The organism is Pseudomonas sp. Yb2C2 (assembly GCF_052112325.1).
Lineage (GTDB): Bacteria > Pseudomonadota > Gammaproteobacteria > Pseudomonadales > Pseudomonadaceae > Aquipseudomonas > Aquipseudomonas marginalis.
In genome coordinates, this window is sequence record NZ_JAVAJK010000003.1 from 163,466 (window position 1) to 185,145 (window position 21,680).

Sequence of the window (21,680 nt, forward strand, 5' to 3'; positions counted from 1 at the left end):
CGATGCCTGCTATCCCTTTGGAGCATGGTCTGGCGGTCGCCGGCATCCTGTTCTGCCTTGGCCTGGTCGGCCTGATGGTTCGCCGTAACATTCTGTTCGTGTTGATGAGCCTGGAAATCATGATGAACGCTGCGGCACTGGCGTTCATCGTTGCAGGTGCACGTTGGGGCCAGCCGGATGGACAAGTCATGTTCATCCTGGTGATCAGCCTGGCAGCCGCCGAGGCCAGTATCGGCCTGGCGATCCTGCTGCAACTGTATCGTCGCTTCCACACGCTTGATATCGACGCTGCCAGTGAGATGCGCGGATGAACATGATCTTTCTGACTTTCGTATTTCCCCTGATCGGTTTCCTGCTGCTGTCGTTCTCTCGCGGACGCTGGTCGGAAAACCTTTCGGCCCTGATCGGTGTGGGCTCCATTGGCCTGTCGGCCATCGTTGCCGCCTACGTCATCTGGCAATTCAACGTGGCACCGCCGGAAGGCGGCCACTACACTCTGGTGCTGTGGCAGTGGATGTCGGTGGAAGGCTTCAAGCCCAACTTCGCCCTCTACGTCGATGGCCTGTCGATCACCATGCTTGGCGTGGTGGTGGGCGTGGGCTTCCTGATCCACCTGTTCGCGTCCTGGTACATGCGCGGTGAAGCGGGCTACTCGCGCTTCTTCTCGTACACCAACCTGTTTATCGCCAGCATGCTGTTCCTGGTGCTCGGCGATAACCTGTTGTTCCTGTACTTCGGCTGGGAGGGCGTGGGCCTGTGCTCGTACCTGTTGATCGGTTTCTACTACAGCAACCGCAACAACGGTAACGCGGCACTCAAGGCGTTTATCGTCACCCGTATCGGCGACGTGTTCATGGCCATCGGCCTGTTCATCCTGTTCCAACAGGTGGGCACGCTGAACATCCAGGAACTGCTGGTGCTGGCACCGCAGAAATTCCAGGTCGGCGACTTCTGGATCACCCTGGCGACCCTGATGCTGCTGGGCGGCGCCGTGGGTAAATCCGCGCAACTGCCGCTGCAGACCTGGCTGGCGGATGCCATGGCCGGTCCTACCCCGGTGTCGGCACTGATCCACGCCGCAACCATGGTTACCGCCGGTGTCTACCTGATCGCCCGTACCCACGGCCTGTTCACCCTGGCGCCGGACATCCTGCACCTGGTGGGCATCGTCGGCGGCGTGACCCTGGTACTGGCCGGCTTCGCCGCGCTGGTGCAGACCGACATCAAGCGGATCCTCGCCTACTCGACCATGAGCCAGATTGGCTACATGTTCCTGGCCCTGGGCGTCGGCGCCTGGGACGCGGCGATCTTCCACCTGATGACCCACGCCTTCTTCAAGGCCCTGCTGTTCCTGGCCTCCGGTGCGGTGATCGTGGCCTGCCACCACGAGCAGAACATCTTCAAGATGGGCGGCCTGTGGAAGAAACTGCCACTGGCCTACGCCAGCTTCATCGTCGGTGGTGCCGCCCTGGCCGCCCTGCCGCTGGTGACCGCCGGTTTCTACTCCAAGGACGAAATCCTCTGGGAAGCCTTTGCCAGCGGTAACCAGAACCTGCTGTACGCAGGCCTGGTGGGTGCGTTCATGACCTCGCTGTACACCTTCCGCCTGATCTTCATCACCTTCCACGGTGAAGCCAAGACCGAAGCCCACGCAGGCCATGGCATCTCCCACTGGCTGCCACTGTCGGTGCTGATCATCCTGTCGACCTTCATCGGCGCGCTGATCACCCCGCCACTGGCCGGTGTACTGCCGGAAAGCGCCGGCCATGCCGGCGGCGCCGCCAAGCACAGTCTGGAAATCGCCTCGGGCGCCATTGCCATCGCCGGCATCCTGCTGGCGGCCCTGCTGTTCCTCGGCAAGCGTCGCTTCGTGACCGCCGTGGCCAACAGTGGCATCGGCCGTTTCCTCTCGGCCTGGTGGTTCGCCGCCTGGGGCTTCGACTGGCTCTACGACAAACTGTTCGTCAAGCCCTACCTGGCCATCAGTCATGTACTGCGTAAAGACCCGCTCGACCAGACCATCGGTTTGATCCCGCGCGCGGCCAAAGGCGGTCACACCGCCCTGAGCCGTACCGAGACCGGCCAGTTGCGTTGGTATGCGGCTTCCATGGCTGCTGGTGCCGTGCTGGTGATCGGCGCCATCGTCGTGGTAGCGGCCTGACTATGTTTAAGTGCACTGCGTACTTTGCGAACTTGCGAAAGGAAACGAGCCCGTCATGATTCTGCCCTGGCTAATCCTGATCCCCTTTATCGGCGGCCTGCTCTGCTGGATGGGTGAACGCTTCGGCGCCACCCTCCCCCGCTGGATTGCGTTGCTGACCATGTCCCTGGAACTCGCACTCGGCCTCTGGCTGTGGGCCCATGGCGACTATTCATTCGCTCCGGCACCGGGTGTCGATCCAACGTTCGCGCTTGAATTCAAGCACGTGTGGATCCAGCGCTTCGGCATCAACGTGCACCTGGCCCTCGACGGCCTGTCGCTGTTGATGATCCTGCTGACCGGCCTGCTGGGTATCCTCTCGGTACTCTGCTCCTGGAAAGAGATCCAGCGTCACGTGGGCTTCTTCCACCTGAACCTGATGTGGATCCTGGGCGGCGTTGTCGGCGTGTTCCTCGCCCTCGACCTGTTCATGTTCTTCTTCTTCTGGGAGATGATGCTGGTGCCGATGTACTTCCTCATCGCGCTCTGGGGTCACAGTTCTTCGGACGGCAAGAAAACCCGGATCTACGCGGCGACCAAGTTCTTCATCTTCACCCAGGCTTCCGGCCTGATCATGTTGGTGGCGATCCTGGGCCTGGTACTGGTCAACTTCAACTCGACTGGCGTGATTACCTTCAACTACGCCGACCTGTTGAAAACCAAGATGTCCCTGACCACCGAGTACATCCTGATGCTGGGCTTCTTCATCGCCTTCGCGGTGAAGCTGCCGGTGGTGCCGTTCCACTCCTGGCTGCCTGACGCTCACGCCCAGGCGCCGACCGCCGGTTCCGTGGACCTGGCCGGTATCCTGCTGAAGACGGCGGCCTACGGCCTGCTGCGTTTCGCCCTGCCGCTGTTCCCGAACGCCTCGGCCGAATTCGCGCCGATTGCCATGACCCTCGGCCTGATCGGGATCTTCTACGGTGCATTCCTCGCGTTCGCCCAAACCGACATCAAGCGTCTGATTGCCTTCTCGTCCGTTTCCCACATGGGCTTCGTACTGATCGGCATCTACTCCGGCAGCCAGCTGGCGTTGCAAGGTGCGGTGATCCAGATGTTGGCCCACGGTGTCTCGGCCGCGGCACTGTTTATCCTGAGTGGCCAGTTGTACGAGCGCCTGCACACCCGTGACATGCGTGAGATGGGCGGCGTGTGGTCGCGCATTGCGTACCTGCCGGCGATCAGCCTGTTCTTCGCCGCCGCTTCCCTGGGCTTGCCGGGTACCGGTAACTTCATCGGCGAGTTCCTGATCCTGATGGGTGCCTTCGTGCAAACACCGTGGATCAGCGCCATTGCTACCTCCGGCCTGGTATTCGGTTCGGTCTACTCGCTGATCATGATCCACCGCGCCTACTTCGGCCCGGCCAAGTCCGACACCGTCCTCAAAGGGATGGATGCTCGCGAACTGATCATGGTGCTCGGCCTTGCGGTATTGCTGATCTACATCGGCGTGTACCCGCAACCGTTCCTGGACACTTCTGCCGCGACGATGCATGGCGTGCAGCAGTGGTTCGGCACCGCCTTCTCTCAACTCGCTTCGGCCCGGTAAGAGCGCTATGGAATTCACGATCCAACACTTTATCGCGCTTGCGCCGCTGCTGATCACCAGCCTCACCATCGTGGTGGTGATGCTGGCGATCGCCTGGCGCCGCAATCACTCACAAACGTTCCTGCTGTCCTGCGCCGGTTTGAACCTGGCCTTGCTGTCGATTATCCCGGCACTCAAGGTCGCGCCACTGGCGGTGACCCCGCTGATGATGGTCGATGACTTCGCGCTGCTGTATATCGCGCTGATCCTCGTCGCCACCCTCGCCTGCGTCACCCTCGCCCACGCCTACCTCGGCGAAGGCGGCACCGGCTACCCGGGCAACCGCGAAGAGCTGTACCTGCTGATCCTGCTGGCTGCGGCCGGCGGTATCGTGCTGGTCAGCGCGCAGCACCTGGCCGGCTTGTTCATCGGCCTGGAACTGCTGTCGATCCCGACCTACGGCCTGGTGGCCTACGCCTTCTTCAACAAGCGTTCCCTGGAAGCCGGCATCAAGTACATGGTGCTGTCGGCCGCCGGTTCCGCGTTCCTGTTGTTCGGTATGGCCCTGCTCTACGCCGAAGCCGGCAGCCTGAGCTTCACCGGTATCGGTCACGCCCTGGCCGCCACCAACAGCCCCGCGCCGATTGCCCAACTGGGCCTGGCGATGATGCTGATCGGCCTGGCGTTCAAGCTGTCGCTGGTGCCGTTCCACCTGTGGACCCCGGACGTGTACGAAGGCGCCCCGGCGCCGGTGGCGGCGTTCCTGGCGACCGCGTCCAAGGTCGCTGTGTTTGCGGTGATGGTGCGTCTGTTCCAGATCTCGCCTGCCGCCAACACCGGCGTGCTGAGCAACGTGTTGACCGTGATCGCCATCGCGTCGATCCTGTTCGGCAACCTGCTGGCGCTGACCCAGAACAACCTCAAGCGTCTGCTGGGTTACTCGTCCATCGCCCACTTCGGCTACCTGTTGATCGCCCTGGTGGCGAGCAAAGGCCTGGCCGTGGAAGCCATCGGCGTGTACCTGGTCACCTACGTGATCACCAGCCTCGGCGCGTTCGGCGTGATCACCCTGATGTCCTCGCCTTACAAGGGCCGTGACGCCGACGCCCTGTACGAATACCGCGGCCTGTTCTGGCGCCGTCCGTACCTGACCGCCGTACTCACCGTGATGATGCTGTCCCTGGCCGGTATCCCGCTGACCGCGGGCTTTATCGGCAAGTTCTACATCGTCGCGACCGGTGTCGAAGCCCACGAGTGGTGGCTGGTTGCGTCCCTGGTGCTGGGCAGTGCCATCGGCGTGTTCTACTACCTGCGCGTGATGGTCACCCTGTACCTGATCGAGCCAAACCTGCGCCGTGTGGATGCTGAGCTGCACTGGGAACAGAAAGCCGGTGGCGTGATGCTGCTGGCTATCGCCCTGCTCGCCTTCTTCCTCGGCGTGTACCCACAACCGTTGCTGACCCTGGTGCAGCACGCGGTGCTGGGGGTTTGATCCCTTAGCGGTATGCGAATCAACAGAAACGGCGCCCCAGGGCGCCGTTTTTGCGTTCTGGGCTGACCTGCAACAGCCCAAAAAAACGCCCCGAATGTTCGGGGCGTTTTACATTGCAACCGCGTCAGAACGCGATGCCTAGCTTGACCCCGTACTCATCCCGCTTGAGCCGAGTGTTATCGGCCACTTCGGAATCACCGTCGAGCTTGTATTCGGTGCGGGTGTAGTAAAGGCCCGCCATCACCGGCAGGTCGCCCTTCTGGTTCATCAGCAGGCTGACTTCCGCATACGGGTTAGTGCGGTCCTTGAGGTCTACGGTGTCGCTGCCCACGCCGTCCACCTTGAGCTTGGTACGACCATCAATGGTGCGACGCGCACCGGCTTCGAAACGCAGCGTCATGTCATCGAACTGATGGTTGTAGCCCAGGGCTGCCTTGGCGAACGGCGACTTGTTGGTGAGTTCCATGTCGTAGTCGTTCGAGTCCAGCTCATAGCGGGTCCAGCTGTAACCGCCGCCAACGATCACGTCGACGAAGTTGCGCGCATCCAGCGCGGCACGCCAGCCGAGATCCAGGTCGGCCTGGCCTTCCTTGAGTTTGTTATCACTCTTTTTACCGTACTTGGCTTCCACACCTGCCTGGTAGATAAAGCCCGACTCGGCGGTGAGCTTGTTGCCGAAGTTGTAGAAAAGACCGGCTTCGGGCATGTGGTCCTTATCACTTTCACTACCGCCTTCGAGCTTGAAGTCGTTGTAGCTGCCCAGAATCCCAAAGGTAGAAATCGGGTCAGTGGACGGTGCGGCGAACGCCACTGCTGGCGCGGCGACCAGCGCCAGCAGTGAGGAATGCTTGAGGAGGTTTCCGAATAGTTTGGACATCGTTTACATCTCCTTGTCTGGTGGGCAAATTATTCAGGAAACGCTTCGAACCCAGGCTGGCACCAAAGGTTCGAAAAAATTTGCCCCCACTTGGAGGTAAAACGGTTCAGCGATGGCTCTAGATCAATACTCCTGGCGTGCAGCCATTACCAAGCCCTCAAGGGTTGAATCAAGCTGAGGGTGAACCGGCACGCGAATCCCAAAGGTAGTGCCCAGTACGTCCAGCAGCTCGTCGGCGCTCTGGATCACACGCTTGTCACTCGGCCGATCCAGGTAGTGAATCCCATAGTGGGCGTTGTTCAAGGTGTGGCGTTCGCCCGCTGCCAGGCGTGCGACTTTCAATTGGCCCAGGAACGGCGAACCTGGATGGGTCGAGACGTACCAGTTACCGATTTCGTAGTCGATGTCTGCCTGCACTTGCAGGTCGAACACATACAAGCCACGCCACTCCCCCGCGACCTCGGCCCACAACGTGTAGCTGCCCTCCTGCTCATTGAGTGTCAGGCGATACGGCTCATGGGCCGTGGCCTGCACGGCCTGCGTGTCCAACTGCAACGGACTGCTGGGCACCATGCCACCAAAGCCGACGTCGGTGATGTAGCGCACGCCGTCCAGGGTCACCAGGCTCAGGCGATGGGTGCGCGCCGTACGTGCGTCCGGCGGACCACCCATCACAACCCGCCCGGTAATGCCGCGCGCCTCGAACCCCAGTTCCTGCAACAGCGCCAGGAACATCTGGTTCAACTCATAGCAATACCCACCCCGCCCATCGAACAGGACTTTCTGCTCGACGCTGGGCAAGTCGATCGGTACCGGCAGGCGCAGCAGGGTCGACAGGCTTTCGAAGGCGAAGGTGCACACATGACGCAGTTGCAAATCCCGCAGGGTCTGCAGGGTGGGCGGTGGTGGCGAGTCGTAACCCAAGCGTTGCAGGTACAGGCGGCTGTGGTTCAGGAGGGTCATGGCGCGATCCTTGGGCGCGGGAGGAATGCGTCACTATGCCGCGCAAGCATGCAGATTGTCATTTTGAGTGAACCTTTTTAAACCGTTCCCTATCCATCTATAACAAGACAGGGAGGCAACATGAGTACCGCAAAAATCTACACCATCCACTACCAACTGCACGGTCAACCGAAGTCCTTTGTGGTGCGTGCCGAAGTGATGAACAACGCCGAGGCCTGGCACTGGGCAGCCGTTGACGCTGACATTGCGCATGTGAGCCGTATCGGCCGGGTCGGCCATGAGCAAGTGAAAAAAACCACGCGCCCGTGGGCCGAGAAGTACGGCATTACCGACGTCACCTGGATGCCGCCCAGATAAACAAAAAGCCCCGCTCATTGGCGGGGCCCAGCTCATTTCTTCAAGTCGCCCAACGGATCGTAGGGCGGCTTTTTTTTCCCGTCGTCCTTGGCCTTTTTATCCAGAGGGGCGATGGCCGGACCGATGGGATCAACCTGCGGATCAGCCACATCGGGCGAGTCCGGATCAAATCCCAGCTCATCCTTGCCGCTGGCGTGTTCATTGGAGGGCGGTCCATCCGAGCGCTTATTCATCATGGTCTCCTGTTATAGCGGGCGAGCTTTGTCGTGGAGGTTTTCCAGGTCGTCTTCGACGCGCTCCACATCATCCTGGGCGTCACGCTCTTTCGGGTCATTGGGGCGCAAGGCATCGTTGTCGCGCTCCTCTTCACCGGGCGTGCGGTCAGGGTCGGGGGGTCCGGGCGGTGGCTGCTTGTATTCGGGCATGGTGGTTGACCTCAAAGGGACTACACCGGTTTAGAGAAACTGCCCCAGATCATGGTTCAACTTGATTGCCCCACCACTGACCGCTGACCATGAGAAGATGCCTTCCCCCCTACCCGCCCTGGAGACCTGGACCGGATGTTCGAGCTCAAACCCTGCGACCCCGTCACCTACCGCCAACAGACGCGCCGCAGCACGCTGATCGTGGCCGTGCTGTTCGTGGCCCTGGCCATGCTGCTGTCGAGCCTGGCGGTGATGCTGTTCGGCGAACCCGGCGGTGACAACTTCCGCTTTAATGTCGGTGGCGTATTCGCCGGGGTGTTGATAACGGTCGCCCTGCTGCGCGGCCCGTTCCGCACCCAACCGTGGCTGGCACCGGCCGTGTATGGCTGGCAGCTCAAGCGCACCCTGATGCGCGTGACCAACGTGATGCACACCGTCACCGAGCGTGTGCAGGCGAATGATCCGACGGCCATGAAGATACTGCGTTTCTATCACCTGGGGCTGACGCAGATGCACGCCCTGGACGCCAACTCCAGTGCCCAGGCGCAGTTGGTCGGTGAAATGGACGCGCATAAGAACACGATGCTGGCACTGGGGATCGACACCGAACAAACCCGCTTTGATCCCGCCTGGCTGGAAGGATTGAAACGCACGTAAGTCAGTCTGCTGCCACACGGGTGCGCCAGCAGAACAACGCACTCACCGCAATCGCCGCACCCGCCACGCCAAACACCAGGGGTGCCGAGGCCACCGGCAACAGCAGGCCTGCCAGCAGTGGCCCGAGGCCCGCACCGATGTCACGCCATACCGCATTCGACGCCAGGGCCGACACCCGCAGTGAACCGGGGTTGCGCTCGGCGACCAGGGTGGTCACCAGGGGCAGTTGCAACGCGCGCAGCACCAACACCGCCGCCGCGCCGACAATCACCCAATAGCTGCCGAACGCCGTCAAGGCCAAGGCACTCAGGAACGAAAACAGCAACAACATCGAGGTCGCGCCAAAGCGCTGGGCGGCGTGACCTCCCAGGGGGCTCAGGAGCATTTCCGAGACATAACGCAGGGCCATCAAGCCGCCGGCGATCAGCACCGCATTACCGCCGAGCAGCTTCTGCGCCTGGATCGACAGGCCGAAAATAAACAGTCCGTCCAGCGCCACGCCTTCGATAAACGACCACAGCGCCACGCTGTCGGGCCACTTGAAACGGCGCCCCGGGGTGCTGTGCAAATCATGCCCGGCGCTGGGCAGGCCGCGCGCCATCCACAGCCCCACCAGGCAACAGCCGGCGAGGATCACAAAGATCGGACGCGGCCCGGCCCACAGCGTCAGCCAGCCACCGAACGGCAACGCCAGCATCGGCCCCCAGGCGATCAGGGCCCGCGAACGCCCGGCCCGGCGCGCGGCGCCCTCCGGTTCGGAGGTGGCCAATACCTGAGTCGACAGGTTCAACGCGGCAAAACACAGGCCCCACACCAGCCGCAGCCCCAACAACGCGGCAAAGCCCGACAGCACCGAATTACCCAAGGCGCACAGCGTTGCAGCCCCGGCGGCAATCATGCAGGTCAGGCGATCACCGTTGCGCGCGTAGAAATTCAACACATGCCGATAGCCGAAAATCCGCACCAGGCGGTTGGCCGCCAGCAACACCCCGGCCTGGGCGAGCGTGATGCCGAAGGCCTGGGACTCCATGGGCAGCAGCAGATAGAGCAACACGTCACTGGGCAGGCATAAGGCCAGGGTCAACGCAGCGCGGCGGGAATGGGTATCAGCAGTGCGGAGGGCCAGGCTTGACATAAATCTGAAACATCCCGAAATATTCAGGTCGCCACGTTAGCCCTCCCGCCGCAGGTTTTACAACGGCTTTTTCCCGTAGGGCAGCAAACGCAGGCCGCTGGCCACAGCGCCCACCAGCGCAAACACACACCCCAACCACAACGCGTATTGCGGCCCGCTGCCCACGAACACGTGGAAACACAACGCCACCAACGACGCGCCGAGTGTCTGCCCCAGCAAGCGCGAAATCGCCACGATGCCGCTGGCCCCGCCGCTGCGCGCCAACGGCGCACTGGTCATCAAGGCCTTGAGGTTGGGCGACTGGAAGAAGCCGAAACCGGCACCGCACAACGCCATGCGCCAGCCAATATCAAAGGCCGACGCGCCGTGGCCCAAGGTCGCCAACGCGGCCATGCCCACACTCAACATCAACAGCCCGATACCGCACAGCAGGCCCAGGGACACACGGTCAGCCAGGCGCCCGGCGACCAACGCCATCACCGCCACGACCGCCGGCCACGGTGTCATCAGGAACCCGGTTTCCACCTGGCTATGCCCCAGCACCGCCTGCAACAGAAAGGGCAGCGACACAAAGGCCAGGCCCTGGGCGCTGAAGGCGCAGATCGCCGTCAAGGAAGACAAGGCAAACACCGGCCGCTTGAACAGATCCAACGCCAGCATCGGCGCCGGGTGACCGGCCTGTCGGCGCAGCAGCAACGCGCCACACAGCAGCGCCACCGCAATCAAGCCCAGGGTCAACGCCCCCTGCGCACCATGCACCGCCGTGCCCAGCCCCAGCACCAGCAAGGCGAACAACCCGGCACACAGTGCAGCCGCGAGGCGGTCGAAGGCATGCCCGGCCATCGGCAGGGTCGGCAATGAACGCAGGCCCAATCCCAGGGCCAACAGCCCCAACGGCACATTGATCAGGTACAGCCAGTGCCAGGTCGCCACCGACAGAATCGCCGACGCCGCCGTGGGCCCCAGGGTAAACGCCAGCCCCACCACCAGCGAGTTATAGCCCAGGCCACGCCCGAGCATTTTTGACGGGTAGATATGCCGCAGCAACGCCGTATTGACGCTCATGATCGCCGCCGCGCCCAGCCCCTGCACCACACGGGCGGCGGTCAGGCTGACCAGCGAGCCGGCCAGCCCGCAAAACAGCGACGAGACGATAAACAGCAGCAACCCGCCGAGATACACGCGGCGGTGCCCGAGCACATCGCTGAGGGACGCAAACGGCAGAACCGTGGCGATAATCGCCAACTGGTAGGCATTGACCACCCAGATCACCGAGGCGGAATCGGTGCCAATCCCTTCGGCCAGGGTCGGCAAGGCCGTGTTGACGATGGCCGTGTCCAGGGTCGCCATGCCGATCCCCAGGGAGATCGCGATCACGGCCGGCAGGCGTTTATTGAGGGGCAGCCCATCGACGACAGAAGACATGAACCATCCGGACAGGTAACAAAGGCCACTAGCATACGATCAACGGGGATTGATTTCAGTGGCCCATGGCGCCGCTGTCAAAATTTTCATGTTGATGAACATGGAATGTGCGCCTCATCGCGCATCACGCCTGCCTGTCATCCCTTAGTAAACAATCAAGCTCGCAGCAATGATGGGACTGGGACGCCAAGCTTCTGGAGTTGAAGCAGAGCATTGTGGGGGAACGTCCGATAACTTGGCGGCGGCCATCTTCGGATTCCAGCGGCCAATAATACCGTCCCGACCCGCAACATCCACCGTATCCAGCTGATTCATCACCTGGTCACGCTTGAGCACTTCCCTGGCCAACATTGTCAACTTGTTTTGTTGCGCATCTCCCGTCAGCGGGCGCCTCGCGACCTCACGAATTTTCCCCTGTGTCGCATGTGGCGAGCCTGCTGGCCTGAATGCATCGAAATTTTTGTCAAACTCCCGCGCCAGCGCGGCGTCGGACAGCCCCGCATAAGGGTTGGCAGGGTGCCAATGGGCAACAACAGGGGCATGGGTGGCGAAAGATGCACTATGGACAAGAGACACGTGGTGCTGATGAATAATAGCCATGAGTGAGTTTCCTTGATTACTCGACAAATCCGCTCTACATACCGTCGAAAAACGGATATGCAAAGCAGACTGTTGTCTCTGTGGCGACCCACGCCAGGGTGGTTCCGCAGTCGTACGCAGAAACCGCTTCGCCACCCAAATCCGGACAGCGTTAGATACGCGGTCCTTGAAGGATTGCACTCAGGTCCAGGCGTCCGTCCTTGACCGGCGCGCACCAGTAGTAACCACCGGTCAACGGCGTGCTGATGCGATACAGGCCATCGACAATCCCGTCCTCCAACCCGCTCATGCGGCGCAGTTGGGCTTCGAACGCATCGAAGGAATGGCCGAATGCGAGGAACATCAACCCGGCCTGGCCATTTTCGGCCCAGGGCATGGAGCGGCGCACCACGAAGGCTTCCGGGGTGAAGCTTTCCTGGGCGGTACGTTTGGTGTGGGCGGATTCGGGAGCGTCTTCAAGCTCTTCGTTGTCGCCATGGCGGCGGCCGATGATATGGTCGCGCTCCTGGGCGGGCAACGCGGCGAAGCCATCGAGGTCGTGCTGCCATTGTTGGATCGCGGCGAAGCTGGCACCGCTGTCGGTCAGGGCGGCTTCAACGGCAGCGTCGTCGTGGGGGTTTTCAGTGCCGTCTTCGTAGTCGGTGAGGTCGAAGCCGGTCTTGTAGCGGAAGCCTTCGGTTGACTGCACCAGGCGAAACGCCGGGGCCAGGGCCTTCTCGAAAGCGCGACTGCGCAGCAGCAACTCACCGCGATCGACGCCATGCAGCCACACCCACAGTGCCTGCTGGGTGGACGGGTTGTGCGCACCCGGTGCGCTCACGGCAGGAAAGCTGCGCAAACCATCAATCGTTGCACCCAGCGCGTTGACCAGCGGCTCGCCAAACCCGACCACTGCCGCCGAATCGGCCAACTGCACCAGCGCGTCCAGCGCAGCGGGCACGGCTGCCAGGGTGTCCACGGCAAAAAACAGATGGCGTGCCTGCAAAGGCACCGGTGCGGCAAGAATGCCCGGCTGGTACTGACTCATGTGAACTCCTTCAAGAAAGGCGCGCAGTCTACTATCTCGAAGAGCAGGCGACACGCCCCGGTGTGTAGTGCAACGCGCACAAGCCTTGCCATAGAGCCCTGTGTTGGGTGACTCTCTCGTCATGTTTTGCAACTATTTCAGGGGTAGTGCCATGACCACCAGCAACCTGCTCGCCCAGCTGTTTCCCACCAGCGTCGCCGATATTCCCGAGCAATACCGCCTGGCGGCGCCCATCGAACAGCGTGACTACCTGGTGGATGGCCAGTTGCAGGTGTGGAACGGCCCCTTGGCCCAGGTGCAGAGCCCGGTGCAATTGGGCGACCGCCGCGTGGTGATCGGCAGCACGCCGTTGCTGGACGCCGACACCGCCCTCACCGCCCTCGATGCCGCCGTGCGCGCTTATGATCGTGGCCAGGGTGAATGGCCGACGATGCGCGTGGTGGAGCGTATCCAGCACGTCGAGGCGTTTTTGCGACGTATGCGCGAACAGCGCGACGCAGTGGTCACCCTGCTGATGTGGGAGATCGGTAAGAACCTCAAGGACTCGCAGAAAGAATTCGACCGCACCTGCGACTACATCACCGACACCATTAATGCCCTCAAGGAACTCGACCGCCGCAGCAGCCGCTTCGAGCTGGAACAGGACACCCTCGGGCAAATCCGCCGCGTGCCCCTGGGCGTGGCGCTGTGCATGGGCCCCTACAACTACCCGCTCAACGAGACGTTTACCACGCTGATCCCGGCGCTGATCATGGGCAATACCGTGGTGTTCAAGCCGGCCAAACTCGGTGTGCTGCTGATCCGTCCGTTGCTGGAAGCCTTCCGCGACAGCTTCCCGGCCGGGGTGATCAACGTGATCTACGGCAGCGGCCGCGAAACCGTCAGTGCGTTGATGGCAAGCGGCAAGATCGACATCTTTGCCTTTATCGGCACCAACAAGGCCGCCAGCGACTTGAAAAAGCTGCACCCCAAGCCGCACCGCCTGCGTGCGGCCCTGGGCCTGGATGCGAAAAACCCCGGCATCGTGCTGCCCGAGGTGGACCTGGACAACGCCGTCAGCGAGGCTGTCACCGGTTCGTTGTCCTTCAACGGCCAGCGCTGCACCGCGTTGAAAATCCTGTTTGTGCATGAGGACGTGGTCGATAGCTTTATCGAGAAATTCAACCGCAAGCTGGAGACCCTCAAACCCGGCATGCCCTGGGAAGACGGGGTTTCACTGACACCGCTGCCGGAAGTCGGCAAGGTGGATTACCTCAACGACCTGGTGGCCGATGCCCAACAACACGGCGCCCACGTGGTGAATGCCAATGGCGGTACCCATCGTGGTTCGTTCTTCTATCCGGCGGTGCTGTACCCGGTGACCCCGCAGATGCGCGTGTACCACGAGGAACAATTCGGCCCGGTGGTGCCCATCGTGCCCTACCGCGATCTGGAGACGGTGATCGAGTACGTACTCGACTCGGACTTCGGCCAGCAATTGAGTATTTTCGGCACCAACGCCGTGGAAGTCGGACGCCTGGTGGACACCTTCGCCAACCAGGTCGGCCGCATCAATATCAACGCCCAATGCCAGCGCGGCCCGGACACTTTCCCGTTCAACGGGCGCAAGAACTCGGCCGAAGGCACGCTGTCGGTACATGATGCGCTGCGCGTGTTTTCGATCCGCACCCTGGTGGCGACCAAGTTCCAGGACAGCAACAAGGCGCTGGTCAGCGATATCCTGCGTAACCGTGACTCAAGCTTCCTGACCACCGACTATATCTTCTAAGCACAATGCCGATCGCAATGTGGGAGGGGACCGCCCCCCTCCCACATTTGGATTGTGTACATATCCAAAACCGAGGCCACTTTAATTACCGATGAACCTGCCACTCTTCGCCCGGCGCCTGCTGCGCCCCTTGCTCGACCCCTACCGCCGCTATCGCCACGCCAAACTGATCCACGCCGTGCGCGTGTCCATCGGCTTGCTGGCGACGATCCTGCTGACCACCGGCATCAACCTGCCCCATGGTGAATGGGCATCGGTGACCATGCTGGTGGTGATCGGCGGTTTGCAACACCACGGCAATATCGGCAAGAAGGCCGTTGAGCGCGCCTATGGCACGCTGATCGGTGCCAGCGTCGGTTTGCTGCTGGTGGTGCAGGAGGCGTATGTCGGCCAGCCGTTGCTCACCTACCTGCTGATGTCGGTGGTGTGCGGGTTCTTTTCCTATCACGCCATCGGCAAGGGCGGGTACACGGCGCTGTTGTCCGCGATCACGGTGTTTATCGTCGCGGGGCACGGTGACAACCCGTTGTCGGACGGGCTGTGGCGCACCGTGGATATCCTGATCGGCATTGCCTTGGCGTTGGCGTTTTCCTTCGCCCTGCCGCTGTATGCCGTGTATTCCTGGCGCTACAACCTGGCCAGCGCCTTGCGTGATTGCGCCCAGATCTACAGTCGGATCATCAATGGCCAGTCGGTCACCGACGATGAACACCTGAAGCTGCTCAACCGCCTGAATGCGGCAATGCTGCAATTGCGCTCGCTGATGCCGTCGGTGTCCAAGGAGGTGCGCATCTCCATGACCGAGCTGGACGCGATCCAACGCCACCTGCGCATGTGCATCAGCACCCTGGAGATTCTCGGCAACACCCGCCCGGACCCGCGCGACGAACAGGCGATGGCGCGCATGCAAGTGATGTTGAAAGCCGAGCATCGGCAGATTCGCGTGCAGTTGGTGGGGATGGCGCGGGCATTGAAGTCGGGGGTTACGGAGCGGCTGGAGCGCCCCAGCCCTGTCAGCGGCGGCGAGCCCAGCCTGGATGCGCCGGTTTACAGCGCGCTGGATGGGTATCGATTGTTGACCGTGCAACTGGCGGCGAATGTGGACGCGATGCGCCAACGCCTGGCTAAAAGCGCCGGGCGCTGGAAGATCTAGAAAGGTGGCCCGTTGACCGGTTTACTCACATCAACACTTTCACACTTTCTCTTACATATTTTTCACGTTTTATTCACATCCCGGGACGTAGGGTGAAGCCTCATCCGTTACAAACGTTGCACATCAAGCCCGCCGCCCCAGCGGGCTTTTTTTGCCTGGGATTTCTCAGCGCGAGGCCTTGGCGGCCGGCGCTGTCGCCTGTTCACGAATGGCACGCTGGGTATCCAGCACCTTGGCCAGCGCGTGTTCGGCTTCCGGGCTTTGCTGCGGCACACGAATCGCCGCCGAGACCAGGGTGATCAGCTTGGCCATCACCTCGGCATCCGTCGCCGGGCGGCCCAGGCTCATGGAGTTCATCAGCAGGCGCAGTTCGGTACCGGCCATGACCCCGGAAATCGCCTTGAGGGCAAATTGCAGGCGCACCCCCAGCTCGTTGCGCGGCAAGTCCGGCAAGGCCAGGGCGAAGGCTTCGAAGAAGCGTTGGAACACCGGCTGGTAATGCACCTTGAGGTATTCCTGGATAAACGGCGAGGTGTCGCTGTACACCCGCCCAAGGAAACGGATGAACGAACGCCCTTCCCCACTCGCCGGGTCGCTGCGTTCCAGGCCCATGGCCGGGGCGAAGAGCACGCCGAGCAAGGTGTCGCAGTCGAGGGGGCCGTCGGATTCGGCCTCACAGCGCGCCAGCAATTCCAGGCGCTGCTCGTTGAGCGGCTCCAGGCGTTGCATCAGCAGGGTCTTCATCAGGGAGTCCTTGTCCCCGAAGTGGTAGTTCACCGCAGCCAGGTTCACCTGGGCGCGCTCGGTAATCTGCCGCAGCAGCACGGCGTCATAGCCGTATTTGATGAAGAGAGCCTCTGTCGCATCCAGCAATCGAGTCTTGGTAACGTTTGGAGCGCTGAGTTTCTTCGCGACCATAAGGGTTCCACGGCGGAAATATTGTTTTAAAAAATAATTTGATTTTTTATACCGGTGTGGACGGTCGAAAGCAAGTAGTGACACACCGCCATACTATCCAAAGCCTTTGCCCATGGGGATTCTCAGGCAAGCCAGGGACCTTTCGGTAGACCCCCGTACCGGCGAGGGAAATCTTTTCAAAGCGTAAAACCGCTCTACATCCACGGCTGGCGAAGCACCGGGAACACGGTTAGTATTCAAACAATATTTTAAAAACAAGAAATAAAACCAGTCCGTGACGCGAACCAGATAGCCCCCGAACTTGTTACAAAGATTTACAAAGGGCGCATGACGGCAGCGTCGAGACTGCAGGCGTAGTCACGATGACAGATACCCCCGCGCACCCAGGCTTGATTTCCCTGCAAGGCATCGGCAAGCGCTATCAGCTCGCCGGGCAGGAACTGACCATTCTCAATGAGGTGTGCCTGTCCATCGAGCGCGGTGACAGCTGCGGCATCCTCGGCGCCTCGGGCTCAGGCAAAAGCACCCTGCTCAATATCCTCGGCCTGCTGGACCTGCCCAATTGCGGCCAGTACCACTTTGCCGGCCACGATATTTTCAGCGCCACTCCAGATCAACTCGCGGCGATCCGCAACCAGCAGATCGGCTTTGTGTTCCAGAGCTTCAACCTGCTGCCGCGCCTCAGCGCCCTGGACAACGTCGCCCTGCCCCTGAGCTATCGCGGTGTGTCGCGGCATGAATCGGTGGCGCAGGCCCTGCGCATGCTCGAACAGGTCGGGCTGGCCAAGCGCGCCCACCATCGCCCCGCCGACCTCTCCGGCGGCCAGCGCCAACGTGTGGCGATTGCCCGTGCATTGGTGGGCAAGCCTTCGGTGATCCTGGCCGACGAGCCCACCGGCAACCTCGACAGCAGCACCGCCCAGGACATCATGGACCTGCTGCTGGCATTGAACCGCGAGCAACAGGTCACGCTGATCATCGTCACCCACGACCCGCATATCGCCGAGCGCCTGGAGCGCAAGATCCTGGTGCGCAACGGCCTAGTGCACGAGGCCGGGCGCCTATGAGCCTGCGGGTCGAACAGAGCTTCAGCCAACTGCTGCATGAAGCCTTCGTCAGCCTGCGCACCCTGGGCAAGCGCTCGGTGCTGGCCCTGCTGGGCATCGTCATCGGCAGTTCGTCGGTGGTGGCGCTGATCAATATCGGCCATAACGCCGCGGTGGATGCCGCGATGATTTTCAAGGACATGGGCACCGACACCCTGGTCGCCCAGTTCCCGCCCAAGGGCAACAGCACGGTCCCCGCGCCCGCGAAGCTCGACCTGGATGCCGTGCGCCAGGCCGTGCCGGGCATTGCCCATATCGGCGCGCTGACCTTGTTCAGCGGGCCCATCGTGTTCCATGGCCGCACCACCAACGCCAACCTCGTCGGCAGCACACCGGACATCCAGGCAGCGATGCGCCTGGTGGTACGGCAGGGGCGCTTCCTGTCGAGCTTCGACGCCAACGAAACCTATGGCGTGATCGGTGACCAACTGGCCCAGGCCCTCGGAGCGCCGGGCGATCCGCTGCAACTGGGCGACCGCGTGCGCATCAACGACTACCTGTTCCTGGTGGTGGGCATTCTGCAGAACCAGCCCAGGGCAATGCTGATGCCGGTACAGGCCAACGAGTCGTTGTTCATTCCCGCCGAAGGCATGCGCCGCATCCATGCCATGCCGCAGATCGGCAATGTAATTATCCGCGCCGCGCCCGGCCAGGACATGGAACACATTGCCAGGGAAGCCGCCAGCGCCTTGCAGGCCCAGCTCACCGACCACACGGTCGACATCCAGGTGCCCCAGCAAATGATCGACGGCATGACCAGGCAAAGCCGCACCTTCGCCTACCTGCTGCTGGCCCTCGGCGCCATTTCCCTGGTCGGCGGCGGTGTAGGCGTGATGAATGTGATGCTGATGAACGTGTCGGAGCGCCGTCGTGAGATCGGCATTCGCATGGCCCTGGGCGCTCGCCAGCGGGACATCCGCAACCTGTTCCTGCTCGAAGCCGTCACCCTCACCGCCGTCGGTGCGCTGTGCGGTGCGGTACTTGGCATGACCGCCGCCTGGCTCTATGCCTGGCTGTCGGGCTGGCTATTCGACCTGGCCGTCGCCGCCCTGCCCCTGGGGGTGGGCAGTACGTTGCTGGTGGGCTTGTTCTTTGGCATCTACCCGGCGGTATCGGCCTCACGGTTGCAGCCGGTGGAGGCCTTGCGCGATGAGTAAATGGCTGGGGTTGCTCGTGTTGATCAGCCTGCACGGCATGGCCGCCGAGGTGGTCATCAAGCCGTCGGCCCCCAGCAGCACGCGCAGCGGTTACGACCGGGGCGTGTCCTTGAATGCCCAGGTCACCACCATGACCCTGGGTGACGCCGTGTACCTGGGCCTGCGCAACAACCCGGCGATCCGCAGCGCCTACCTGCAACGGGTGACGCAGAAGTTCGACCTGCGCGTCGCCGAAGACGTGTTCAACCCCAAGCTCACCCTCAACAGTTATTACCGCAGTACCCGCGGCTCTCAGGACAGTGCGCGCAATGCCAACGTGGCGCCGGCCACCAGCTTGCTCAGTGAATACGGCACTCGCCTGAGCATGGCCTGGACCCAGCAGCTGAACAACGCCGACCGCGCCGGGCGCTACCGCAGCGACGGCCTCGACCTGGCGATCATCCAGCCGTTGATGCGCGGCGCCGGCTGGGACGCCACCACCGCACCGTTGCGCCTGTCGCGCCTGTCGGAGCAGGCCAACCGCCTGAACCTCAAGGCGACCGTGGCGCAGACCATCAGCCAGATCATCGCCACCTACCGCGAACTGCTGCGGGCCCAGGAGCAACTGAGCATCGTACAGGACGCCCTTAAGCGCTCCGGCACCTTGCTGGAGGTGAACAAGGCCTTGATCAGCGCCGGGCGCATGGCCGAATTCGAAATCGTGCAGACCGAAGCCGACATCGCCACCCAGCAACTGGGCGTCGAAGAAGCGCAGAACCAGCTCGACACCAACCGCCTGGCCTTGCTGCGCCTGCTGGCCCTGGACCTGTCCACGCCGATTCGCGCCACCGAAGCCCTGGAGGCCAAGCCCATGCAGATCGACAAACGCCAGGCCTTCAACCTGGCGCAGACCCAGCAACCGGAATACCTCGCCGCCCTGCTCGGCAGCCAGCAGGCCGACCTCAACCTGGTGATCGCCAAGGACTCCGGGCGCTGGCAGGTGGACCTGGTGGCCGGCGCGAACCAGATACGCGACGCCTACAATAACGATGCCGGCAGCACCAACAACCGCACCTGGGACAGCTACGCCGGGGTGCAGGTGCAGATCCCCATCGGCGACATCAGCACGCGCCAGGCCGAAGTGCGCGCGCGGGTCAACGTGGAGGACCAGGAGATCCGCATCACCGACGCACGCCAGGAACTGGAACGCAACGTCAACGACGTGGTACGCGACCTCGGCACCCGCTGGCGCCAGTATGAAATCTCCCAGCGCGCGGTGGAGTTGTCGCGGCGCAAGATCGAGATCGAACGCGAGAAACTCAGCGCCGGGCGCTCCACCAACTTCCAGGTGCTGAGTTTCGAGACCGACCTGCGCAATGCCGAAAACGCGCAGCTCAACGCCCTGATCGCTTATTTGAACGCCCAGACCCAGCTCGACCTGACCCTGGGCATGACGCTGGAAAGTTGGGAAATCGCCCTCAATGACTACTAATCGAAAACGCCTGCTGGGCGTCGCATTGATTCTGCTGCTGGCCGGCGCGGGGCTGGCCCTGCGCAGCCCCGCAGAAGGCCCGGCCGGCGCCACCGAACAATGGCTGGCCGTCAAGCCCGACCCGCTGGTGCACCAGATCGGCCTGGTGGGCAAGATCGAACCCGACACCACCCTCACCCTCACGGCGCCGTTCGACGGCAACGTGCAGGCCAATCTGGTGGAGCAAGGCCAGCGGGTCGAGGCTGGCCAGGTCCTGCTGCGCATGGACCCGGCCACCCTTGAAGTGCAGTTGCGCGACGCCCTCTCCGCCCAGCTCAAGGCCCGCCGCGCCGTGCAGGAGCTGCAGGACTGGGACAGCGGCCCCACCGTCAGCCGTGCGCGCCGCAGCCTGCGCACTGCCGAAATGACCGCCGGCAATACCCAACGCAAACTCACTGAAAGCGAAAACCTGTTCAAGCGCGGCATCATCCCGCGCAATGAGCTGGACGACCTCAAGCAACAGGCCCAGCAACAGCAGCTGGACCTCGCCTCCGCCCGCAGCGAACTGCAACAGGCCCTCGACCAGGGCAAGGGCGAGTACCGCCAGATCGCCGACATGGAACTGACCAACGCCACGGTGAAATACGAGGCCCTGCGCACCCTGCTCGCAGGCAAGGAGGTGAAGGCGCCGTTCGCCGGCATCGTGGTGCCCGCCCCCGGTAACAATGCGCCCCAAGGCGGCGGCAACACCAACGCGCCGATTCAGGCCGGCAGCAAGGTCAGCCAGGGCCAGGTGCTGTTCGGCCTGGCCAATATCGAGCGGCTGAAAATCGTCGCCAAGGTCTCTGAGCTGGACATCAACCAACTGCACCAGGGCCAGGCGGTGGAAGTGCTGGGCGACGGTTTTGACGGCGAACGGCTGAGCGGCTCGGTGAGCGTGGTCAGCGGCCTGGCGATTGCCAGCGACAGCCAGGGCAGCGCGCAGTTTCCGGTGACGTTGTCGATCCCCAGGCTGACCCCGCAACAGTTGCAGCGGGTGCGCCTGGGAATGAGTGCGCGGTTGACCATCGTCACGTACAACAATGCGCAGGCGATGGTGATTCCGAGCGAGGCGATCCAGGCGGACAGGACGGTGGAGTATCGAGAAACGATGGATAAGCCGGTGGAGCGGGTGAAGGTGACTACCGGGCAATCGACGCCGCAGGGGGTGGAAGTATTCGGCCTAAAACCCGGCTTCGTAAAGACCTCAAGATAAATGAAGATCCCCTGTGGGAGGGGCATAGGTTTCTACAAAACGTTGGCTCAACGCTGAACGCCCGGCAGAGAGGGCTGTTGTGGCATGCCAGTCAGTTAAGCGTACATCGCCTCCTGTAGGAGCGAGCTTGCTCGCGAAAAACGTCAACGATAACGCGTGCTTCCTGAATGAACGCGGCGCCTGTGAG

The 21,680-nt window shown here is 62.3% G+C and carries 21 protein-coding genes; 12 read left to right on the top strand and 9 right to left on the bottom strand.

Annotation, left to right across the window (positions count from 1 at the left end):
* Positions 1 to 2: 2 nt before the first annotated feature.
* From nuoK to nuoN, 4 genes are read left to right on the top strand one after another with little or no spacing between them, the layout of a single operon-like run.
* Positions 3 to 311: an NADH-quinone oxidoreductase subunit NuoK gene (gene nuoK / locus Q8X51_RS05065; RefSeq protein ID WP_003174727.1), complete on the top strand. Its 309-nt coding sequence runs from the start codon at positions 3 to 5 to the stop codon at positions 309 to 311.
* On the top strand, positions 308 to 2,161 hold the full coding sequence (gene nuoL / locus Q8X51_RS05070; protein ID WP_407694110.1) for an NADH-quinone oxidoreductase subunit L: 1,854 nt from the start codon (positions 308 to 310) through the stop codon (positions 2,159 to 2,161). The genes nuoK and nuoL overlap by 4 nt, the downstream gene beginning before the upstream one ends.
* 55 nt (positions 2,162 to 2,216) lie before the next feature.
* Positions 2,217 to 3,749: an NADH-quinone oxidoreductase subunit M gene (gene nuoM / locus Q8X51_RS05075; RefSeq protein ID WP_017527174.1), complete on the top strand. Its 1,533-nt coding sequence runs from the start codon at positions 2,217 to 2,219 to the stop codon at positions 3,747 to 3,749.
* Between the two features lie 7 nt (positions 3,750 to 3,756).
* A complete protein-coding gene (gene nuoN / locus Q8X51_RS05080) occupies positions 3,757 to 5,220 on the top strand; it encodes an NADH-quinone oxidoreductase subunit NuoN (RefSeq protein ID WP_003174731.1) in 1,464 nt (487 codons plus the stop codon).
* A gap of 124 nt (positions 5,221 to 5,344) precedes the next feature.
* Here nuoN and Q8X51_RS05085 read toward each other — a convergent pair whose 3' ends face one another.
* Together Q8X51_RS05085 and Q8X51_RS05090 are read right to left on the bottom strand one after the other, a co-directional pair.
* Positions 5,345 to 6,097 (bottom strand): outer membrane beta-barrel protein, encoded by a 753-nt coding sequence (locus tag Q8X51_RS05085; RefSeq protein ID WP_330214765.1) that lies wholly within the window; start codon positions 6,095 to 6,097, stop codon positions 5,345 to 5,347.
* Positions 6,098 to 6,220: 123 nt separating this feature from the next.
* Entirely contained in the window at positions 6,221 to 7,060 is an 840-nt protein-coding gene (locus tag Q8X51_RS05090; protein ID WP_065927060.1) for an arylamine N-acetyltransferase family protein, read from the bottom strand.
* Between the two features lie 120 nt (positions 7,061 to 7,180).
* On the opposite strand from Q8X51_RS05090, the gene Q8X51_RS05095 reads away from it, so the two are divergent.
* A complete protein-coding gene (locus Q8X51_RS05095) occupies positions 7,181 to 7,417 on the top strand; it encodes a DUF6555 family protein (protein ID WP_027606320.1) in 237 nt (78 codons plus the stop codon).
* A gap of 32 nt (positions 7,418 to 7,449) precedes the next feature.
* Here the strand turns inward: Q8X51_RS05095 and Q8X51_RS05100 are convergent, their stop codons facing one another.
* Positions 7,450 to 7,650: a DUF6021 family protein gene (locus Q8X51_RS05100; protein ID WP_027606319.1), complete on the bottom strand. Its 201-nt coding sequence runs from the start codon at positions 7,648 to 7,650 to the stop codon at positions 7,450 to 7,452.
* Positions 7,651 to 7,662: 12 nt separating this feature from the next.
* Complete coding sequence (locus tag Q8X51_RS05105; protein ID WP_407694111.1) at positions 7,663 to 7,842, bottom strand: hypothetical protein; 180 nt, start codon at positions 7,840 to 7,842, stop codon at positions 7,663 to 7,665.
* Between the two features lie 135 nt (positions 7,843 to 7,977).
* Here Q8X51_RS05105 and Q8X51_RS05110 point away from each other — a divergent pair, with 135 nt between their 5' ends.
* On the top strand, positions 7,978 to 8,499 hold the full coding sequence (locus Q8X51_RS05110; protein ID WP_065927058.1) for a DUF3087 domain-containing protein: 522 nt from the start codon (positions 7,978 to 7,980) through the stop codon (positions 8,497 to 8,499).
* A gap of 1 nt (position 8,500) precedes the next feature.
* Here the strand turns inward: Q8X51_RS05110 and Q8X51_RS05115 are convergent, their stop codons facing one another.
* From Q8X51_RS05115 to Q8X51_RS05130, 4 genes are all read right to left on the bottom strand, one after another.
* Entirely contained in the window at positions 8,501 to 9,634 is a 1,134-nt protein-coding gene (locus Q8X51_RS05115; RefSeq protein WP_065927057.1) for an MFS transporter, read from the bottom strand.
* Between the two features lie 57 nt (positions 9,635 to 9,691).
* Entirely contained in the window at positions 9,692 to 11,059 is a 1,368-nt protein-coding gene (locus Q8X51_RS05120) for an MFS transporter (RefSeq protein ID WP_407694112.1), read from the bottom strand.
* A 144-nt stretch (positions 11,060 to 11,203) separates the two neighbouring features.
* Entirely contained in the window at positions 11,204 to 11,659 is a 456-nt protein-coding gene (locus tag Q8X51_RS05125; protein ID WP_407694113.1) for a hypothetical protein, read from the bottom strand.
* Positions 11,660 to 11,810: 151 nt separating this feature from the next.
* Positions 11,811 to 12,686, bottom strand: coding sequence for a Dyp-type peroxidase (locus Q8X51_RS05130; RefSeq protein ID WP_065948359.1), 876 nt, complete (start codon positions 12,684 to 12,686; stop codon positions 11,811 to 11,813).
* Positions 12,687 to 12,837: 151 nt separating this feature from the next.
* Here Q8X51_RS05130 and Q8X51_RS05135 point away from each other — a divergent pair, with 151 nt between their 5' ends.
* Together Q8X51_RS05135 and Q8X51_RS05140 are read left to right on the top strand one after the other, a co-directional pair.
* The gene (locus Q8X51_RS05135) at positions 12,838 to 14,454 is read left to right on the top strand and encodes an NADP-dependent glyceraldehyde-3-phosphate dehydrogenase (protein ID WP_065927054.1); all 1,617 of its coding nucleotides are present in this window, start codon (positions 12,838 to 12,840) and stop codon (positions 14,452 to 14,454) included.
* 91 nt (positions 14,455 to 14,545) lie between these two features.
* The gene (locus Q8X51_RS05140) at positions 14,546 to 15,607 is read left to right on the top strand and encodes an FUSC family protein (protein WP_065927053.1); all 1,062 of its coding nucleotides are present in this window, start codon (positions 14,546 to 14,548) and stop codon (positions 15,605 to 15,607) included.
* A 165-nt stretch (positions 15,608 to 15,772) separates the two neighbouring features.
* On the opposite strand, the gene Q8X51_RS05145 is transcribed toward Q8X51_RS05140, so the two are convergent.
* Positions 15,773 to 16,525 carry a TetR/AcrR family transcriptional regulator gene (locus tag Q8X51_RS05145; RefSeq protein WP_065927052.1) on the bottom strand — a complete coding sequence of 251 codons (753 nt, stop codon included), beginning with the start codon at positions 16,523 to 16,525 and terminating at the stop codon, positions 15,773 to 15,775.
* Positions 16,526 to 16,887: 362 nt separating this feature from the next.
* Between Q8X51_RS05145 and Q8X51_RS05150 the strand changes: the two genes are divergently transcribed.
* The 4 genes from Q8X51_RS05150 to Q8X51_RS05165 are packed head-to-tail and all read left to right on the top strand — an operon-like array spanning position 16,888 to position 21,493.
* On the top strand, positions 16,888 to 17,592 hold the full coding sequence (locus Q8X51_RS05150) for an ABC transporter ATP-binding protein (RefSeq protein WP_407694114.1): 705 nt from the start codon (positions 16,888 to 16,890) through the stop codon (positions 17,590 to 17,592).
* Complete coding sequence (locus Q8X51_RS05155) at positions 17,589 to 18,788, top strand: ABC transporter permease (protein WP_407694115.1); 1,200 nt, start codon at positions 17,589 to 17,591, stop codon at positions 18,786 to 18,788. The genes Q8X51_RS05150 and Q8X51_RS05155 overlap by 4 nt, the downstream gene beginning before the upstream one ends.
* The gene (locus tag Q8X51_RS05160) at positions 18,781 to 20,259 is read left to right on the top strand and encodes a TolC family protein (RefSeq protein WP_323146494.1); all 1,479 of its coding nucleotides are present in this window, start codon (positions 18,781 to 18,783) and stop codon (positions 20,257 to 20,259) included. Before Q8X51_RS05155 ends, Q8X51_RS05160 begins: the two co-directional genes overlap by 8 nt.
* On the top strand, positions 20,249 to 21,493 hold the full coding sequence (locus Q8X51_RS05165) for an efflux RND transporter periplasmic adaptor subunit (protein WP_407694116.1): 1,245 nt from the start codon (positions 20,249 to 20,251) through the stop codon (positions 21,491 to 21,493). The genes Q8X51_RS05160 and Q8X51_RS05165 overlap by 11 nt, the downstream gene beginning before the upstream one ends.
* Positions 21,494 to 21,680 lie beyond the last annotated feature (187 nt).

Excerpts from the sequence above, each read along its gene's own strand:
- nuoK (WP_003174727.1), top strand. The coding sequence starts at position 3 with ATGCCTGCTATCCCTTTGGAGCATGGTCTGGCGGTCGCCGGCATCCTG.
- nuoL (WP_407694110.1), top strand. The coding sequence starts at position 308 with ATGAACATGATCTTTCTGACTTTCGTATTTCCCCTGATCGGTTTCCTG.
- nuoM (WP_017527174.1), top strand. The coding sequence starts at position 2,217 with ATGATTCTGCCCTGGCTAATCCTGATCCCCTTTATCGGCGGCCTGCTC.
- nuoN (WP_003174731.1), top strand. The coding sequence starts at position 3,757 with ATGGAATTCACGATCCAACACTTTATCGCGCTTGCGCCGCTGCTGATC.
- Q8X51_RS05085 (WP_330214765.1), bottom strand. The coding sequence starts at position 6,097 with ATGTCCAAACTATTCGGAAACCTCCTCAAGCATTCCTCACTGCTGGCG.
- Q8X51_RS05090 (WP_065927060.1), bottom strand. The coding sequence starts at position 7,060 with ATGACCCTCCTGAACCACAGCCGCCTGTACCTGCAACGCTTGGGTTAC.
- Q8X51_RS05095 (WP_027606320.1), top strand. The coding sequence starts at position 7,181 with ATGAGTACCGCAAAAATCTACACCATCCACTACCAACTGCACGGTCAA.
- Q8X51_RS05100 (WP_027606319.1), bottom strand. The coding sequence starts at position 7,650 with ATGAATAAGCGCTCGGATGGACCGCCCTCCAATGAACACGCCAGCGGC.
- Q8X51_RS05105 (WP_407694111.1), bottom strand. The coding sequence starts at position 7,842 with ATGCCCGAATACAAGCAGCCACCGCCCGGACCCCCCGACCCTGACCGC.
- Q8X51_RS05110 (WP_065927058.1), top strand. The coding sequence starts at position 7,978 with ATGTTCGAGCTCAAACCCTGCGACCCCGTCACCTACCGCCAACAGACG.
- Q8X51_RS05115 (WP_065927057.1), bottom strand. The coding sequence starts at position 9,634 with ATGTCAAGCCTGGCCCTCCGCACTGCTGATACCCATTCCCGCCGCGCT.
- Q8X51_RS05120 (WP_407694112.1), bottom strand. The coding sequence starts at position 11,059 with ATGTCTTCTGTCGTCGATGGGCTGCCCCTCAATAAACGCCTGCCGGCC.
- Q8X51_RS05125 (WP_407694113.1), bottom strand. The coding sequence starts at position 11,659 with ATGGCTATTATTCATCAGCACCACGTGTCTCTTGTCCATAGTGCATCT.
- Q8X51_RS05130 (WP_065948359.1), bottom strand. The coding sequence starts at position 12,686 with ATGAGTCAGTACCAGCCGGGCATTCTTGCCGCACCGGTGCCTTTGCAG.
- Q8X51_RS05135 (WP_065927054.1), top strand. The coding sequence starts at position 12,838 with ATGACCACCAGCAACCTGCTCGCCCAGCTGTTTCCCACCAGCGTCGCC.
- Q8X51_RS05140 (WP_065927053.1), top strand. The coding sequence starts at position 14,546 with ATGAACCTGCCACTCTTCGCCCGGCGCCTGCTGCGCCCCTTGCTCGAC.
- Q8X51_RS05145 (WP_065927052.1), bottom strand. The coding sequence starts at position 16,525 with ATGGTCGCGAAGAAACTCAGCGCTCCAAACGTTACCAAGACTCGATTG.
- Q8X51_RS05150 (WP_407694114.1), top strand. The coding sequence starts at position 16,888 with ATGACAGATACCCCCGCGCACCCAGGCTTGATTTCCCTGCAAGGCATC.
- Q8X51_RS05155 (WP_407694115.1), top strand. The coding sequence starts at position 17,589 with ATGAGCCTGCGGGTCGAACAGAGCTTCAGCCAACTGCTGCATGAAGCC.
- Q8X51_RS05160 (WP_323146494.1), top strand. The coding sequence starts at position 18,781 with ATGAGTAAATGGCTGGGGTTGCTCGTGTTGATCAGCCTGCACGGCATG.
- Q8X51_RS05165 (WP_407694116.1), top strand. The coding sequence starts at position 20,249 with ATGACTACTAATCGAAAACGCCTGCTGGGCGTCGCATTGATTCTGCTG.